This is a genomic window from Streptomyces sp. NPDC101118, assembly GCF_044759445.1.
Classification (GTDB): Bacteria; Actinomycetota; Actinomycetes; order Streptomycetales; family Streptomycetaceae; genus Streptomyces.
This window is the reverse complement of record NZ_JBIVZG010000010.1, coordinates 102,795-117,339: the sequence shown is the minus strand read 5'-3', so window position 1 is coordinate 117,339 and position 14,545 is coordinate 102,795. Positions and strand designations below refer to the sequence as shown.

The following is a 14,545-nucleotide window of genomic DNA, read 5'->3' as shown; positions in this document are numbered from 1 at the left end:
CCGGGTGGGTGCTTCGTTCGGGCCGGCTAGAAGACCACCAGTGAGCGGCCGCCCTTGCCGGCCAGCATGGCTTCGAAGGCGGCCGGGATGCCGTCCAGGGTGATGCGGTCGGAGACCAGGGCGGCGAGGTCCAGGCGGCCGGCGCGGATGTGGTCCGCCAGGACCGGGAGGTCGCGGGCCGGGTCGCAGTTGCCGTAGACGCAGCCCGAGAGGGTGCGGGCGAAGTGGAAGATCTCCAGGGCGTGGAAGGTGACCTGCTGTTCCTTGCCGCCGATGCCGACGACGGTGGTGCGGCCGCCGCGCCGGGTGGAGTCCCAGGCCGTGCGGATGGTCTCGGCGCGGCCCACGCACTCGATCGCGACGTCCGCGCCGTGGCCGCCGGTGAGGGCCCGGACCTGCTTGGCCGTGGTCTCCGAGGCGAGGACGAAGTCGGTGGCTCCGGCCGCCCGCGCGAGTTCCTCCTTCGCCGGGGAGACGTCGACGGCGACGACCGGTCCGGCGCCCGCGATGCGGGCGGACTGGAGGGCGGCCAGGCCGACCCCGCCCACGCCGAACACGGCCACGGACTCGCCTTCGCGCACGCGGGCGTTGTGGTGCACCGCGCCGTGACCGGTCAGCACGGCGCAGCCGAGCAGCGCGGCCTCGGTGAGCGGGATGCCCTCGGGTGCGGGCAGCACGCAGTTGGCCGCGACGACGGTCTCCTCGGCGAAGGCGGCGACGTTGAGGCCGGGGTGCAGGTCGGTGCCGTCGGCGGTACGGGCGTACACGGCGCCCACCCCGGTCAGGGCGGAGGCGCAGAGCCACACCTCGCCCAGCCGGCAGTGGTGGCAGGCGCCGCAGGAGGGCGCCCAGTTGAGGACGACGCCGTCGCCGGGGGCGACGTGGGTGACGCCCTCGCCGACGGAGACCACCGTGCCGGCGCCCTCGTGGCCGAGGACGGCGGGGACGGGGACCCGCATGGTGCCGTTGGTGAGGGACAGGTCGGAGTGGCAGACCCCGGCGGCGGCGAGCCGGACCCGGACCTGGCCGGGGCCGGGCTCGGGCAGGTCGATCTCGGCAATCCGCAGGGGTGAACCGACGGCGGGCAGGATGGCGGCGCGGACCACGGACGGCTCCCGGGGGCTCAGAACTGCAGGGACTTGGTCTGGAGGTACTCGGTCAGGCCGTGCGGGCCGAGCTCGCGGCCGACGCCGGACTGCTTGAACCCGCCGAAGGGGGCGAGCGGGTTGAACCGGCCGCCGTTGATGTCGACCTGGCCGGTGTCCATGCGGCGGGCGAAGGCGGCCGCCGTCTCGGCGTCGGCGGCCCAGACGGCGCCGCCGAGGCCGTAGGAGGTGCCGTTGGCGATCTCCAGGGCGTGCTCCTCGTCCTCGTACGGGAGGATCGCGAGGACCGGCCCGAAGATCTCCTCCTGGGCGATGGTCATTTCCGGGGTGACGTCGGCGAAGACGGTCGGGGCGACGTAGTAGCCCTTGTCGTGGGGGGCCTCGGCGCCGCCGGCGACCAGGCGGGCGCCCTCCTCGACGCCCTTGGCGATGTAGCCGCGTACGCGCTCCAGCTGGCGGGCGTTGACCAGCGGGCCGAGGCGGGAGGCGGGGTCGCGGGGGTCGCCGGCCCGGGCCTTGCCGGCGGCCTCGGCGGCGAGGGCGACGGCCTCCTCGTACTGGTCGCGGTGGACCAGCATGCGGGTCAGGGCGTTGCAGCTCTGGCCGGAGTTGTTGACCACGTGCGAGACGCCGAGGCCGACGGCCTTCGGGAGGTCGGCGCCGGGGAGGATGACGTTGGCGGACTTGCCGCCGAGTTCGAGGGCGACCCGCTTGACGGCGCCGCCCGCGGCGGCGCCGATGGCGCGGCCGACGGCGGTGGAGCCGGTGAAGGAGACCAGGTCGACGTCCGGGTGGGCGGCGAGGGCCTGGCCGGCGACCGGGCCGGTGCCGGTGACCAGGTTGAAGACGCCGGCCGGCAGGCCCGCCTCGTGGACGGCCTCGGCGAAGAGCTGGGCGGTGAGCGGGGTGTCCTCGGAGGGCTTGAGGACCACGGTGCAGCCCGCGGCGAGGGCGGGGGCGACCTTGGCGACGACCTGGTGGAGCGGGTAGTTCCAGGGCGTGATCGCGGCGACGACGCCGACCGGCTCCAGGTAGACGGTGGAGTTGCCGATGCGCTCCTCGAAGGCGTACGTGGCGGCCAGGTCGGCGTACGAGGAGGCGACCGCGATCGGGGCGCCCGCGTGCACCATCTCGGCGAAGCCGAGCGGGGCGCCCAGCTCGGCGGTGACGGTCTCGGCGATCTCGGCCTTGCGGGCCACCAGGACGTCGCGGAGGGCGGCGATCCGGGCGGCGCGCTCGGCGGGCGGGGTGGCGGCCCAGCCGCGGAAGGCGGTACGGGCGGCCCGTACGGCGGCCTCGACGTCCTCGGCGGTGCCCGCGGGGACGTGGCCGATGACCTGCTCGTCGGCGGGGTTGAGGACGGCGATCGTGTCCGTGCCGGCGGCGGGGCGCCACTCCCCGCCGATGTACATGCCGTCGTGCGCCTTCATCGCGTCCTCCCTGGGGTCCCTCCCCGGCGGTGGCCGGGGGACGGGTGCTGGTCGACCACCCTACAAACTAGCGGTGATAGTTTTCGGCCACCAGGGGTGGGGTCCGGCCGTGGCCGGCCGGACCCCGCCGGCGCGTGCCGGCCCGCGGGTCAGATGATGCCGAACAGCATGCCCGCGCCGAGGACCACCAGGGACGTGAGGGCGGCCCATTTGACGGTGAAGCGGGTGTGGTCGCCGAACTCGACCTTGGCCATGCCGACCAGGACGTAGACGGCCGGCACCAGCGGGCTGGACATGTGCAGGGCCTGGCCGACCAGCGAGGCGCGGGCGATCTCCAGGGGCGAGACGCCGTGGGCGGCGCCGGCCTCGGCGAGGACCGGCAGGACGCCGAAGTAGAAGCCGTCGTTGGACATGAAGTAGGTGAGCGGCAGGCTGAGCAGGCCGGTGACGAGGGCCATGTGCGGGCCCATGCCGTCGGGAATGGCCGATACCAGCCAGTCGGCCATGTCCTTGACCATGCCGGTGCCGGAGAGGACGCCGGTGAAGACGGCGGCGGCGAAGACCATGCCGGCGACGTTGAGGACGTTCTCGGCGTGGGCGGCGATGCGGGCCTTCTGGTCGGTCATGCGGGGGTAGTTGACCGTGAGGGCGAGGGCGGCGCCGAGGAGGAACAGCACCGGGATGGGGAGCAGTTCCATGATCATCGCGGTGAGCAGGGCGACGGTGAGGCCGGCGTTGAACCAGTAGAGGCGGGGGCGGAGGGTGGGCCGGTGCGGGTCGAGGCCCTGGAGGGCGAGGTCTTCGGCGGGGTCCTCGTCGGGGTTCTTTTCGCGGTTCCCCTCGGGGTTCTCGGTGGCGCCTCCGGCGGGGCGGGGGGCGTCGGCCGCGGCGGGGCCGCCGGTGGTCCTGGTGCCGGGGGTGCCGCTCGTCGTGCGGGACGCGGTGGCCGTCGTACCGGACGCGCCGGCCTTCGTACCCGGCGCGGCGGAGTCCGTACCGGCGGCCGCGCCCGGGCCTCCCACCAGGACGGGCTCCCGCTCCTCGGCGGCGCCGGGCAGGACGAGGGTGCCGACCCGCTTGCGCTCGCGCAGGCCGAGGACGTAGGCGAGGGCGAAGACGAAGAGCAGGCCGACGCCGAGGGCGGGGATCATCGGGACGAAGACGTCGCCGGCGTCGAGCTTGAGGGCGGTCGCGGCCCGGGCGGTCGGGCCGCCCCAGGGGAGGGTGTTCATCACGCCGTTGGCGGTGGCGGCGACCCCGGTCATGACGACGAGGCTGAGGCCGAGCCGCTTGTAGAGCGGGTACATGGCCGAGACCGTGATCATGAAGGTGGTGGAGCCGTCGCCGTCGAGGGAGACGATCGCGGCGAGGACGGCGGTGCCGACGACGACACGCACCGGGTCGGCCTTGCAGAAGCGCAGGATGCCCCGGACGACCGGGTCGAACAGCCCGACGTCGATCATCACGCCGAAGTAGACGATGGCGAACATCAGCATGGCGGCGGTCGGCGCGAGTTTGCCGACGCCTTCGATGACGTAGTCGCCGAGGTGGGCGCCCTGTCCGGCGATGACGCAGAAGAGGGCGGGGATCAGCACGAGCGCCGCGATCGGCGACAGCTTCTTCATCATGATCAGGACCAGGAAGGTCGCGATCATGACGAAGCCGAGAATGGTCAGCATGGAAGGAACCTCACGTTCACCCTGGGAGTTCCGCTTGAGCCGCTGGTGGACGCCCTTGGGGGCCGCGGTCCGGATGAACGTAGGGCTCGCGGGACGACGTGAACAAGACGTCGGCCCGCGAGCAATACGCGCAAAAGCCCTGGTCAGGCGGGGGTGAGGGGTGCGGGTGCGGGCAGCGGCGCGAGCGTGACGGGGAAGCCGTTCAGCACGGCGGTGCCGGAGAGCGGGTCCATGCGGGTGCCGTCGAGGAGCTGGTTGACGTTGGCGCCGGGGTCGGCCGAGGCGACCGAGAGGCGGGTGCCGGGCCGGTCGTGGCCCCAGCCGTGCGGGAGGCTGACGACGCCGGGGCGGAGGGTGTCGGTGAGTTCGGCGGGGGCCTCGACGGAGCCGCCGTCCGCGGTGACGCGCACGCGGGTGCCGTCGGTGATGCCGAGGCGGCCGGCGTCGTCGGGGTGGATCTGGAGGGTGCAGCGGTTGGAACCGCCGGTCAGGGCGGGGACGTTGTGCAGCCAGCTGTTGTTGGAGCGCAGGTGGCGGCGGCCGACCAGGAGGAAGGCGGCGGGGTCGGGGGTGAGGGCCGCGCGGAGCCGGGGCAGGTCCGCGGCGACGGGGGCGGGCAGCAGGTCGATGCGGCCGGTGGTGGTGCGCAGGATGCCGGGCAGGCGGGGCGCGAGGGGGCCGAGGTCGATGCCGTGGGGTGCGGCGAGCAGCCGGTCGAGGGTGAGGCCCTCGGGGTCGGCGCCGAAGCCGTCGCCGTAGGGGCCGAGGCGCAGCATCAGGTCGAGGCGGCGTTCGGGTCCGTTCTCGCCGGTCAGGAGGGCGGCGAGGGCCTCGGGGTCGCGGCCGTGGACGGGTGAGGCGGGGTCGGCCACCGCCTTGCCGAGGGTGGTGGCAATGACGAGGTCGTCGACGCTCCCGGGGTCCGCGCCGTGCATGCCGGAGGCGGCGAGGATCAGGCGGGCGTGGATCTCGCACTCGTCCATGAGGCCGTCGGCGAGGGGGACGGCGGGCCGGGTGTAGCGGACCTGGTTGCGGATGGCGAAGGCGTTGAAGGCGAAGTCGTGGTGGGCGCTCTGGGAGGGCGGCGGCGGGGGCAGGACGACGTGGGCGTGGCGCGAGGTCTCGTTCAGGTACGGGTCGACGCTGACCATGAAGTCCAGGCCGGCCAGGGCCGCGTCGAGGCGGCGGCCGTCGGGGGCGGAGAGCACCGGGTTGGCGGCGATGGCGACCAGGGCCCTGATCCGGCCCTCCCCCGGGGTGTCGATCTCCTCGGCGAGGGCGGCGGCGGGCAGCTCGCTCTTGGCCTCGGGGTGGCCGGAGACGCGGCTGTGCCAGCGGCCGAGGGCGAAGCCGCGGCCGGGGCCGGCGGGGCGGGGGCGGGGGCCCGCGGCGGGGAGCGGGAAGAGGACGCCGCCGGGGCGGTCGAGGTTGCCGGTGAGGACGTTCAGTACGTCGACGAGCCAGTTGGCGAGGGTGCCGTGGGCGACGGTGCAGCTGCCGATGCGGCCGTAGACGGCGGCGGTGCGGGCGGCGGCGAGCTCCCGGGCGAGGGTACGGATCTCCGCAGCCGGTACGTCGCAGGCGCCGGCGGCGGCCTCGGGGGTGAACGGGGCGAGCGCGTCGGCGAGTTCGGCCAGGCCGTCGGTGTGCTCTTCGAGCCGGCCGGGCGCGGTGAGCTTCTCGGCGAGCAGGACGTGTGCGAGGGCGGCGAGGAGCAGCGCGTCGGTGCCGGGCCGGATCGCGAGGTGGCGGTCGGCGAGGCGGGCGGTGCGGGTGCGGCGGGGGTCGACGACGACCAGGGTGCCGCCGCGGGCGCGGAGGGCCTTGAGGCGGCCGGGGAAGTCGGGGGCGGTGCAGAGGCTGCCGTTGGACTCCAGGGGGTTGGCGCCGAGCAGCAGCAGGTGGTCGGTGCGGTCGAGGTCGGGGACGGCGATGGCGAGGGGGTCGCCGAAGAGGAGGCCGCTGGAGACGTGCTTGGGCATCTGGTCGAGGGTGCTGGCGGTGAAGAGGTTGCGGGTGCGCAGCGCCTGGAGGAGCACCGGCGGGTAGAGGGCGCCGGCCATGGTGTGGACGTTCGGGTTGCCGAGGACGACGCCGAGGGCCTGGGGGCCGTACTGCTCGACGAGGGGGCGCAGTCCGGCGGCGACGGCGTCGAAGGCCTCGTCCCAGCCGGCCTCGTGGAGTTCGCCGTCCGCGCCGCGGACGAGGGGGGTGGTGAGGCGGTCGGGGTCGGCGTCGAGTTCGCCGAAGGCGGCGCCCTTGGGGCAGATGAAGCCGCGGCTGAAGACGTCGTCCCGGTCGCCGCGGGCGCCGGTGACGCGGGTGCCCTCGATGGTGAGGGTGAGTCCGCAGGTGGCCTCGCAGAGGGGGCAGATGCGGAGGGCGGTGCGGGTGGGGGCGGGCGGAGCGGGGGGTGCGGGCGGAGCGGGCGGCGTTGCGGACACGGGTCCTCCCGGGCGGCGGGCTGGCGGCACACGAGCGGTGCGAGCATACCGACCGGTAGGGACGGCGGGGAGGGGTGCGGGGCGCCGGGCGGGTGTGGGGGGCGCGGTGAGAGGGGGCCGCTGAGTGGTGACCTGCGGGGGGAGGGGCCGCGAGTGGTGAGCTGCGGGGGGAGGGGCCGCGAGTGCTGAGCTGCGGGTGGAGGGGCCGCGCGGTGGGGGGACGCGGGGTGCGGGCGCGCGGTGCCGGGTGGTGCGGGGCGGAGTGGTTCGGTGCGGGGTGGTTCGGTGTGGTGCGGTGGGAGGTACGGGGGCGGTTCGGCGGGAGGGTCAGTCGAGGACGCGGGCCAGGTAGGCGTGCATCATCGCCCGGGTCTCGGTGATCAGTTCGGCATCACCCTGCGGGTCGTTGCGGAAGGCCAGGTGGAGCAGGGCGTCCGTGGCCTCGACGGCGACGAGCACCGCGCGCCGCAGGGGCACGTCGGCGGGGCGGCCGAGGTGGGCGCAGAGGAGTTCGGCCAGGCGCGCGGCCACCATCTGGTTGGTGTCGGCGGCCGGGCTCTCGGGCGGCGCGGGCACGCCGAAGTCGACCAGCCCGAAGCCGGGGACGGTGCGCTTCATCGAGAGGTACTCGTCGAGGACGGCGTCGACGGCGGGCCGCCAGTCGGTGGCCGGGAGGGCCGACAGGCGTGCGGCGATGCCCTCGGCGTACTGGTCGAGGTTGCGGTGGGCGAGGGCGTCGGCCATGGCCCGCTTGTTGCCGAAGAAGCGGTACACGGAGCCGATGGGCACGCCGGCCCGCAGGGCGACGGCGCGGGTGCTGAGGTTTTCGTAGCCCGTCTCGTCGAGCAGTTCTGCACAGGCGTCGAGGATCCGGGCCAGCCGCTCCGTGCTGCGCTGCTGGATCGGGGTGCGGCGGAGTGAGTTCGCGGGAGACACGGGGTCCATGATGCCGCTCCGGTGTGACGGCGGCCGGGCGGGGGCCGCGCCGGCGTGGGGCGCCCGGGAGGGAGGGCCCGGGAGGGAGGGGGCCGGGCTCAGGCGAGGAGCAGGGTGAGCCCCCCGGTGGTGTACGTGATCATCAGGGCCAGCAGCGGCAGTTGGCCGGCGACCGCGCGGGCGGGCGGGAAGAGGCGCACGGAGCGGTCGTGGGCGGCGACGACGCCCAGCACGTGGCCGGTGACGACGGCGGTGACCTGGAGGGCGGCGAGGCCGCCGGGGCCCAGGGGTGGGGCGGGCGGGAGGGCGTTGTCGGTGCCCAGTGCCACCATGACGGTGCGTGGTCCTTCGGTCACGAGGAGGGAGAAGTAGTGCGCGACGAGATAGCCGAGGGCGATCGGCAGGAGTGAGTGCGCGAAGGCGGTGAGCGGGCGCGGGACCGGGCCCGAGAGGGGACGGGTGGCGGCGGCGCACAGGCAGTAGAGGGCGGCGACCAGGGCCACGGCGCCGAGGAGTCCGAGGGTGGCGGTCGGGGTGCGGCCGAGGGGGGAGGTCTGGACGGTGTCGATCCAGGAGGGGGTGTCGGAGAAGCCGTCGTAGGCGGTGGAGCCGAGCAGGACGCAGATGGTGGCGACGAGTCCGGGCTGTTCGGGGGTGGCGTCGAGGCCGTGGAAGGGGTTGCGCAGGACGAGGCGTCCGTCGGCGCGGCGGCCCAGGGGGGCCAGGCGGGCGAGCAGGGTGGAGTACGCCTCGAAGGGGTCCGCCTGGGCGAACCACGCCTCCCCGTGACGGGCGGCGGCGAGGAGGTGGAGCACGGTGTAGGCGGCGAGGGCGGCGAGGAGGGTGGCCGAGGACGCGGAGTCGGGGGCCACGAGTTCGAGCCAGGTGAAGGCGAAGAGTCCGAGCGCGGCGGGCCGGAGACCGAGCCGTGGCGGCAGCGGGCGGGGCGCGGCCGGCCGGGGCAGCAGGGCGTGCAGGGCGCGGAGGGGGCTGAGGAGGCGCCAGACGGGGCCGAGGAGGAGGGAGGCGGGGACGAGTCCGACCCAGAGCAGGACGTAGACGGCGCCGGGAGCGGGGTTGGAGTCGGGGTCGTCGGGGCCGAGGAGCAGGCACAGGAGTACGAACGCCCAGGCGGCCGATCCGAGGACCCGCAGGGCGGTGCGGGTCGCGGGGGCGTCGGCCGCACGCTGGAGGGCGTCCGGCAGCGGGAGGCCGGAGGCGTCGCCGCGGAAGCGGGAGCGGGACCAGAGCAGGCCGAGGGCCAGGAAGGAGACGAAGAGGGCGGTGAACGCTCCGGCGAAGGCGTAGAAGGGGGAGATCGGCAGGTCGTGCTGGGACCCGACGCCGTGGGCGAGGGCGCGGAGGGGGTCGAGGTGCGGGGACGTGCCGGGGAAACCGGCGAGGGCGTCCGGGAAGGTGTCGGGGGCGAGGGACGGGCCGCCGGCGGGAACGGCGGCCCCACCGGCGGGCGGGCCGGCGGGCGGGGCGAGGAGGCGCGTGGAGGTCATCGGACGAGGAGCTGGGTGAGGACGAGGCCGGTGTCGTGGGTCTCGACCTCGAAGAGGCCGGCGCGGTCCACGGTCAGGACGAGGGTGGCGGGGCGACCCGCGGGCAGCGCGAGCTCCTTGTCGTAGCCGTGGACGTGCAGGGTGTCGGCGGTGTCGCTGGTGACGGTGAGGGCGACGCGCCGGCCGCGCTCGAGTTCGGTGCGGCCGGGCGGGGGTTCCACCTTGCCGTCCCGGACGGCGACCGTGACCGTGCGGTCGACGGGGGTGGTACGGGGGCCGGCGGGGGTCGACGGGCCGCCGCCCGGGGCGGGCGCGTGACCGTGCCCGGCCCCGGCCCCGGTGGCGGTGAGGGTGGTGCTCGACTCGACCGGCTTGCCGGCCACGGCCCAGGCGGTGTGGTCGTCGGCGTAGAGGCGGACGGTCAGCGTGTGGCCGCCCGCGGGGACCTGCGCCGCGGACAGGTGGTGCCAGGGCCCGTACAGGCGCGCCAGCTTGCGGCCGTCGAGCAGGAGGTGGGCGTGCCCGCCGCCGAGCACGGCCCCGCCGCCGGTGCTGTCGGGGGTGAAGCGGAAGTTCCGCACGGTCAGCTGAAGGTTCCAGCCGTCCTCGGTGTCGGGGCGTACGGACAGCTGGACCTCGGGTGCGCCGTCGGCGCCGACCTGCCGCAGCCGGTGGCCCTGGCCGTCCTGCGCGGCCAGCAGCGTCCCGGCCGGCCCGGAGGCCTCCTGGTGGCTGGTGCCGGGCTTGTGGTGGGTGGTCGCCCGTCCCCCGCACCCGCCCAGCGCCCCGGCGACGAGCAGCCCGGCGGTCAGTCCGGCCACCCACCGGCCGGCCCGCCCGGCGGCGCCGGAGGCACCCGCGCCCGGGGGGACGGGGGGCGTGATCGTGGGGGCGGGGCTGCGCCGGGTCATGCGGTGGCCTCCTCGGCGGGCGTGCCGGGGGCCGGCCGGCCCGCGAGGGCCGTCTGCAGGTCGTCGGCCGGGTCCCCGGCGGGGCCGGTCTCGTGGCGGGCCGAGGCGACGACGGCCCACAGGACCCAGACCACGCCCAGCAGGCCGCGGATCCAGGCGGGGCCGAGCGGGATCCACGGGATCAGCAGCACCGCCTTGTCGAAGGCGTCCAGCAGGGTCAGGGCGCCCAGCACCACGGTCGTCCAGCCGAGCCACGGGCGCCCGCCCCGCCGCAGCGCCAGGCCCGTGCCGGTCCAGCCGGCGCCGAGGAGCAGCAGCCCGAGCGCGGGGACGGCCGTGTCCTGCAGCGGGGTGGTGGAGCCGGCCACGTCCAGCGCGAGGCCGGCCAGGCCCAGTGCGGCGGAGACGGTGCCGAGCCGGCTCCCCCGCAGCCTGCGCCACCACAGCACCCCGCCGACCAGCGTCAGTACGGCGGCCACGCCCAGCGCGAGCTGCGTCTCGACCCGCTCCAGGCCGGTGGCGCCGTACCAGTCGCAGCCCGCCGGCAGCCGCCTGGCCTGCACGTTGTAGTCGGCGCAGACCAGCAGCTGCACCAGCTTCACCGGCTCGCCGGCCAGCCGTGCCGAGCCGCCGGAGACGTCCCCGCGGGCCGCCCCGCACTCGGGCAGGGTGCCCGGGGTGGAGCCGTCCGGGCCCTGCTGCCAGCAGTTGCCCTTGCCCTGGCCGTCCCACCACACGTCCATGCCGTTCGGGCGGGCGGCGCCGGAGCGGTCCACGCCCAGGTGGTTGCGGGCGTACCGGTTGTGGTGCGAGGTGTCGGCCTGCTTGGACCAGCGCTCCTCGCCGCGGATGAAGGCGGGGACGGCGCTGAGGAAGAAGGCGGCGCGGTCGTGGCCGTAGACCCAGTTGTCCTCGTAGATGTTCCAGTTGCCGCCGGCGGTGATGATCCCGGTGCCGGGCGGCATGGAGATCTGCGGGCAGACCACGCCCTGCTCGTAGCCGCGCTGGGCGGGCGGCTTGGCGCAGGTGCCGTCGGCGACGTGCCGGTAGTAGTCCTGGTTGTTGTCGTGGATCAGGTTCCGCTCGAACTTCGCGTGGTTCTGCGGCAGTCCGGGGTGGCCGGGGAAGGCGCTGTCCATGGAGGCGCCGCCCATGTTGTGGTCGAACTCGTTGTCGTGGGCCCAGACGGAGTCACCGGCCGTGCCGGAGTAGCCGACCATGTTGTGGTGGCTGCGGCAGCCGGTGATCTCGATGGAGTGCCGGGGGACGTCGTAGCCGCGGCCGTCGTTGATGTCCGAGGCGCTGCCGGGGTAGATGCCGGAGTCGCCGTTGCCGTACGACTCGCAGTTCTTGTACAGGCCGTGGTCGCTGGCGAAGGTCAGGAAGCCGTACTCGTCGTTCCAGCGGGTCAGCACGTCGTCGATGACGAAGCCGTCGCCGGCCAGCACGTACAGCGAGTTGAAGGTGGTGCGCTGGGCGGTGAAGTTGCGGAAGTAGATGCCGTCGGACCTGTCGGCGCGGATGGCGTTGAGCTTCTGGTACTTGGCGTCGACGACCACGTCGGTGCGGGCGGCGCCGGTGCCCTCGATCTGGAGGTCCGTCTTGCCGAGGATGGCCACCAGGTTCTGGTTGTGGCGGCACTGGACCTGCTGTTCGTACGACAGGATCTGGTAGCCCAGCGAGGAGTTGGGGGCCTTCAGGCGGGCGCAGGGGCCGGCCGGCTTCGGGAGGGAGGGCTCCTCCTCGTAGAGGCCCGGCAGGATCGCGATGTTCATGCCCGGCCGGCCGACGGCGTCGACGGCCTGCTGGAGGTGGCGGTAGCCGCTCTTGAGGCAGCGCTCGAAGAGGGCCAGGTTCCGCTGCTTCAGGGCGGCGGGGAAGGCGGCGGTCCGGCGTTCGAACTCGGCCCGGTCGGTCTTGCAGACCAGCAGGTCGGGTTCGCCAGCGCGGTACGCGGGGACCGATCCGGAGCCGTCGGGGAAGGTGACGGGCCGCTCCTCGTGCGCCTGGGCGGCGGGGGCGGCGGCGAGCACTCCGAGGAGTGCGAGGAGGGCGGCGACGAGCGCCGCCGGAACGGCAGGGAACCTGCGGATCCACGACATGCGCGTGAGAGTAGAGCAATGTTCATCTTTTGGGAGCCCCCTCTGCGGTACCGATCCGACGGACTTTCGAATCCGCGCCCGCCCGGCCCGTACGGGGACCCCGTTGACGGACGGGGGCCGGCAATCCTACTGTCGACCATAGGATTCCTTCGGCAGAGCGGGAGCACGTACATGGGCGCGGGCATGGGCGCGGGCGTTGAGCAGGCCAGGAAGACGGCGGAGGGGCTGGCGTACCAGTCCGGCTTCGGCAACGAGCACAGCTCGGAGGCCGTCCCGGGCGCGCTGCCGATCGGCCGGAACTCCCCCCAGATCGCCCCGCTGGGCCTGTACGCCGAGCAGCTGAGCGGCAGCGCGTTCACCGAGCCGCGCACGCACAACCGGCGGTCGTGGCTCTACCGCATCCGCCCGTCGGCCGCGCACCCGCCGTTCACCCGCATCGACAACGGCGCGCTGCGCTCCGCACCCTTCACCGAGACCGTCCCGGACCCGAACCGGCTGCGCTGGAACCCGCTGCCGGAGCCGGCGCCGGGCACCGACTTCCTGGCCGGCCTGTGGACCGTCGGCGGCAACGGTGACGTGTCACAGCGCACCGGCATGGCCATCCACCTCTACGCCGCGAACGCCCCCATGGAGCGGGTGTTCAGCGACTCCGACGGTGAGCTGCTGATCGTCCCCGAGCGCGGCGGGCTGCTGCTCCGCACCGAGCTGGGCCTGCTGCGCGTCGAGCCCGGACACGTGGCGCTGGTCCCGCGCGGGGTGCGCTTCCGCGTCGAGCTCCTCGCCGAGACGGCCCGCGGGTACGTCTGCGAGAACTACGGGCAGCCCTTCGAGCTGCCGAACCTGGGCCCGATCGGCGCCAACGGCCTGGCCAACGTCCGCGACTTCCTCGCGCCCGTGGCGGCGTACGAGGACGTCGAGGGCCCGGTGGAGGTGGTCAACAAGTTCTGCGGGAACCTGTGGGCGGCCACGTACGGCCACTCGCCGCTGGACGTCGTCGCCTGGCACGGCAACCACGTGCCGTACGTCTACGACCTGCGCCGCTTCAACGTCATCGGCAGCATCAGCTACGACCACCCCGACCCGTCGATCTTCACGGTGCTGACCTCGCCCTCCGACACCCCCGGGCTGGCCGGCGTCGACTTCGTGGTCTTCGCGCCGCGCTGGCTGGTCGGCGAGGACACCTTCCGGCCGCCGTACTTCCACCGGAACGTGATGAGCGAGTACATGGGCCTGATCGAGGGCGCGTACGACGCCAAGGCCGAGGGCTTCGTACCCGGCGGCGGCTCGCTGCACAACATGATGTCCGCGCACGGCCCGGACCGGGAGACCTTCGACAAGGCCAGCGCCGCCGAGCTGAAGCCGCAGAAGATCGACGACGGCCTGGCCTTCATGTTCGAGACCCGCTGGCCGGTCACCGCGACCGCCCAGGCCGCGGGCGCCGACCACCTGCAGCGCGGGTACGACGACGTCTGGCAGGGTCTGGAGCGGCACTTCCGGCCGTAGGCTGCCTGCACGTCGCCCCGCCCGTACGGAGAACACCGCGTGACCGCTTTCGCCCCCGACTCCCTGGTCCTGAACCGCAAGCTGCCCTTGTGGTACCAGGTGTCGCAGTCGCTGCGCGCCTCGATACTGGGGCGCACCCCGGACGCCTCGCTGCGGCTGCCCACCGAGGAGCAGCTCGCCGAGCACTACGGGGTGAGCGTGCTGACCATGCGCCAGGCCCTGAAGGAGCTGGAGCAGGAGGGGCTGATCAGCAGGCACCGGCGGCGGGGCACGTTCATCGAGCCGGGGGCGCAGCGCGGTGCCCCGGTACGGCTGCTGGGCTCGGTCGACGCGATCGTGGCCCAGCAGTCGGGCGAGCGGACCACGGTCCTCGGTCACGGGCCGGGGCCGGTGCCCGGGGAGCTGGCCGAGTTCTTCGGCGGGCTGCCCGAGGTGGTCACGTACCGGCGGCTGCGGCGCGACGGCGGCACCGGCGAGCCGACCAACTGGGCGGAGAACGCGGTCCGGCCCGAGCTGGCGGACGCCATCGACGTGGCCGACCTGGAGCGGTGGCCGATGACGAAGGTGCTGCGGGACGTGGTCGGCGTACGGATCAGCCGGATCACGGACACCGTGGAGGCGCGGCTGGCGGACCCGGTCACCGCGGAGCTGCTGCAGGTGCCGCTGCTGAGCCCGATCCTGCACTACACGGGCGTGACGTACGACGAGGACGGGCGGGTGGTGGACGTGGCGCGGATCCGGTACCGCGGGGACCGCTTCTCGTTCACGGTGACGGTCGAGGCGCGGTAGCCGGCCGAGGCGCAGGGCCGGCGGGACGGCGGCGGGGGGGGGGGGGGGGGCCCCCCCCCCGGGGGGGGGGCGGGGCCCCCCCCCCCCGGGGGGCCCCCGCGGGGGGGGCGGGGGGGGGGGCCCGCGCCCCCGCGGGG

General features: G+C 74.7%; 10 protein-coding genes. 2 read left to right on the top strand and 8 right to left on the bottom strand.

Annotation, left to right across the window (positions count from 1 at the left end; genetic code table 11):
* Positions 1 to 26 precede the first annotated feature (26 nt).
* The 8 genes from ACIQUQ_RS18235 to ACIQUQ_RS18200 all read right to left on the bottom strand — a co-directional run bounded on the left by ACIQUQ_RS18235 (position 27) and on the right by ACIQUQ_RS18200 (position 12,116).
* A complete protein-coding gene (locus ACIQUQ_RS18235) occupies positions 27 to 1,106 on the bottom strand; it encodes a Zn-dependent alcohol dehydrogenase (RefSeq protein WP_403976811.1) in 1,080 nt (359 codons plus the stop codon).
* A gap of 17 nt (positions 1,107 to 1,123) precedes the next feature.
* Positions 1,124 to 2,536, bottom strand: a complete 1,413-nt coding sequence (locus ACIQUQ_RS18230; protein ID WP_403976809.1) for an aldehyde dehydrogenase family protein — start codon at positions 2,534 to 2,536, stop codon at positions 1,124 to 1,126.
* Between the two features lie 149 nt (positions 2,537 to 2,685).
* Complete coding sequence (locus tag ACIQUQ_RS18225; RefSeq protein ID WP_403976807.1) at positions 2,686 to 4,215, bottom strand: CitMHS family transporter; 1,530 nt, start codon at positions 4,213 to 4,215, stop codon at positions 2,686 to 2,688.
* A 143-nt stretch (positions 4,216 to 4,358) separates the two neighbouring features.
* Positions 4,359 to 6,659: a molybdopterin oxidoreductase family protein gene (locus ACIQUQ_RS18220; protein WP_403976805.1), complete on the bottom strand. Its 2,301-nt coding sequence runs from the start codon at positions 6,657 to 6,659 to the stop codon at positions 4,359 to 4,361.
* A 327-nt stretch (positions 6,660 to 6,986) separates the two neighbouring features.
* Positions 6,987 to 7,604, bottom strand: a complete 618-nt coding sequence (locus ACIQUQ_RS18215) for a TetR family transcriptional regulator (RefSeq protein WP_403976803.1) — start codon at positions 7,602 to 7,604, stop codon at positions 6,987 to 6,989.
* An 89-nt stretch (positions 7,605 to 7,693) separates the two neighbouring features.
* Complete coding sequence (locus ACIQUQ_RS18210) at positions 7,694 to 9,103, bottom strand: hypothetical protein (protein ID WP_403976801.1); 1,410 nt, start codon at positions 9,101 to 9,103, stop codon at positions 7,694 to 7,696.
* The gene (locus ACIQUQ_RS18205) at positions 9,100 to 10,014 is read right to left on the bottom strand and encodes a hypothetical protein (protein ID WP_403976799.1); all 915 of its coding nucleotides are present in this window, start codon (positions 10,012 to 10,014) and stop codon (positions 9,100 to 9,102) included. The genes ACIQUQ_RS18210 and ACIQUQ_RS18205 overlap by 4 nt, the downstream gene beginning before the upstream one ends.
* Positions 10,011 to 12,116 (bottom strand): right-handed parallel beta-helix repeat-containing protein, encoded by a 2,106-nt coding sequence (locus ACIQUQ_RS18200; RefSeq protein ID WP_403976797.1) that lies wholly within the window; start codon positions 12,114 to 12,116, stop codon positions 10,011 to 10,013. The genes ACIQUQ_RS18205 and ACIQUQ_RS18200 overlap by 4 nt, the downstream gene beginning before the upstream one ends.
* A 171-nt stretch (positions 12,117 to 12,287) precedes the next feature.
* On the opposite strand from ACIQUQ_RS18200, the gene hmgA reads away from it, so the two are divergent.
* Both hmgA and ACIQUQ_RS18190 read left to right on the top strand, forming a co-directional pair.
* Positions 12,288 to 13,619, top strand: coding sequence for a homogentisate 1,2-dioxygenase (gene hmgA, locus ACIQUQ_RS18195; RefSeq protein ID WP_403976795.1), 1,332 nt, complete (start codon positions 12,288 to 12,290; stop codon positions 13,617 to 13,619).
* 39 nt (positions 13,620 to 13,658) lie between these two features.
* The gene (locus ACIQUQ_RS18190) at positions 13,659 to 14,408 is read left to right on the top strand and encodes a GntR family transcriptional regulator (protein ID WP_403976793.1); all 750 of its coding nucleotides are present in this window, start codon (positions 13,659 to 13,661) and stop codon (positions 14,406 to 14,408) included.
* The last annotated feature ends 137 nt before the right edge of the window (positions 14,409 to 14,545 follow it).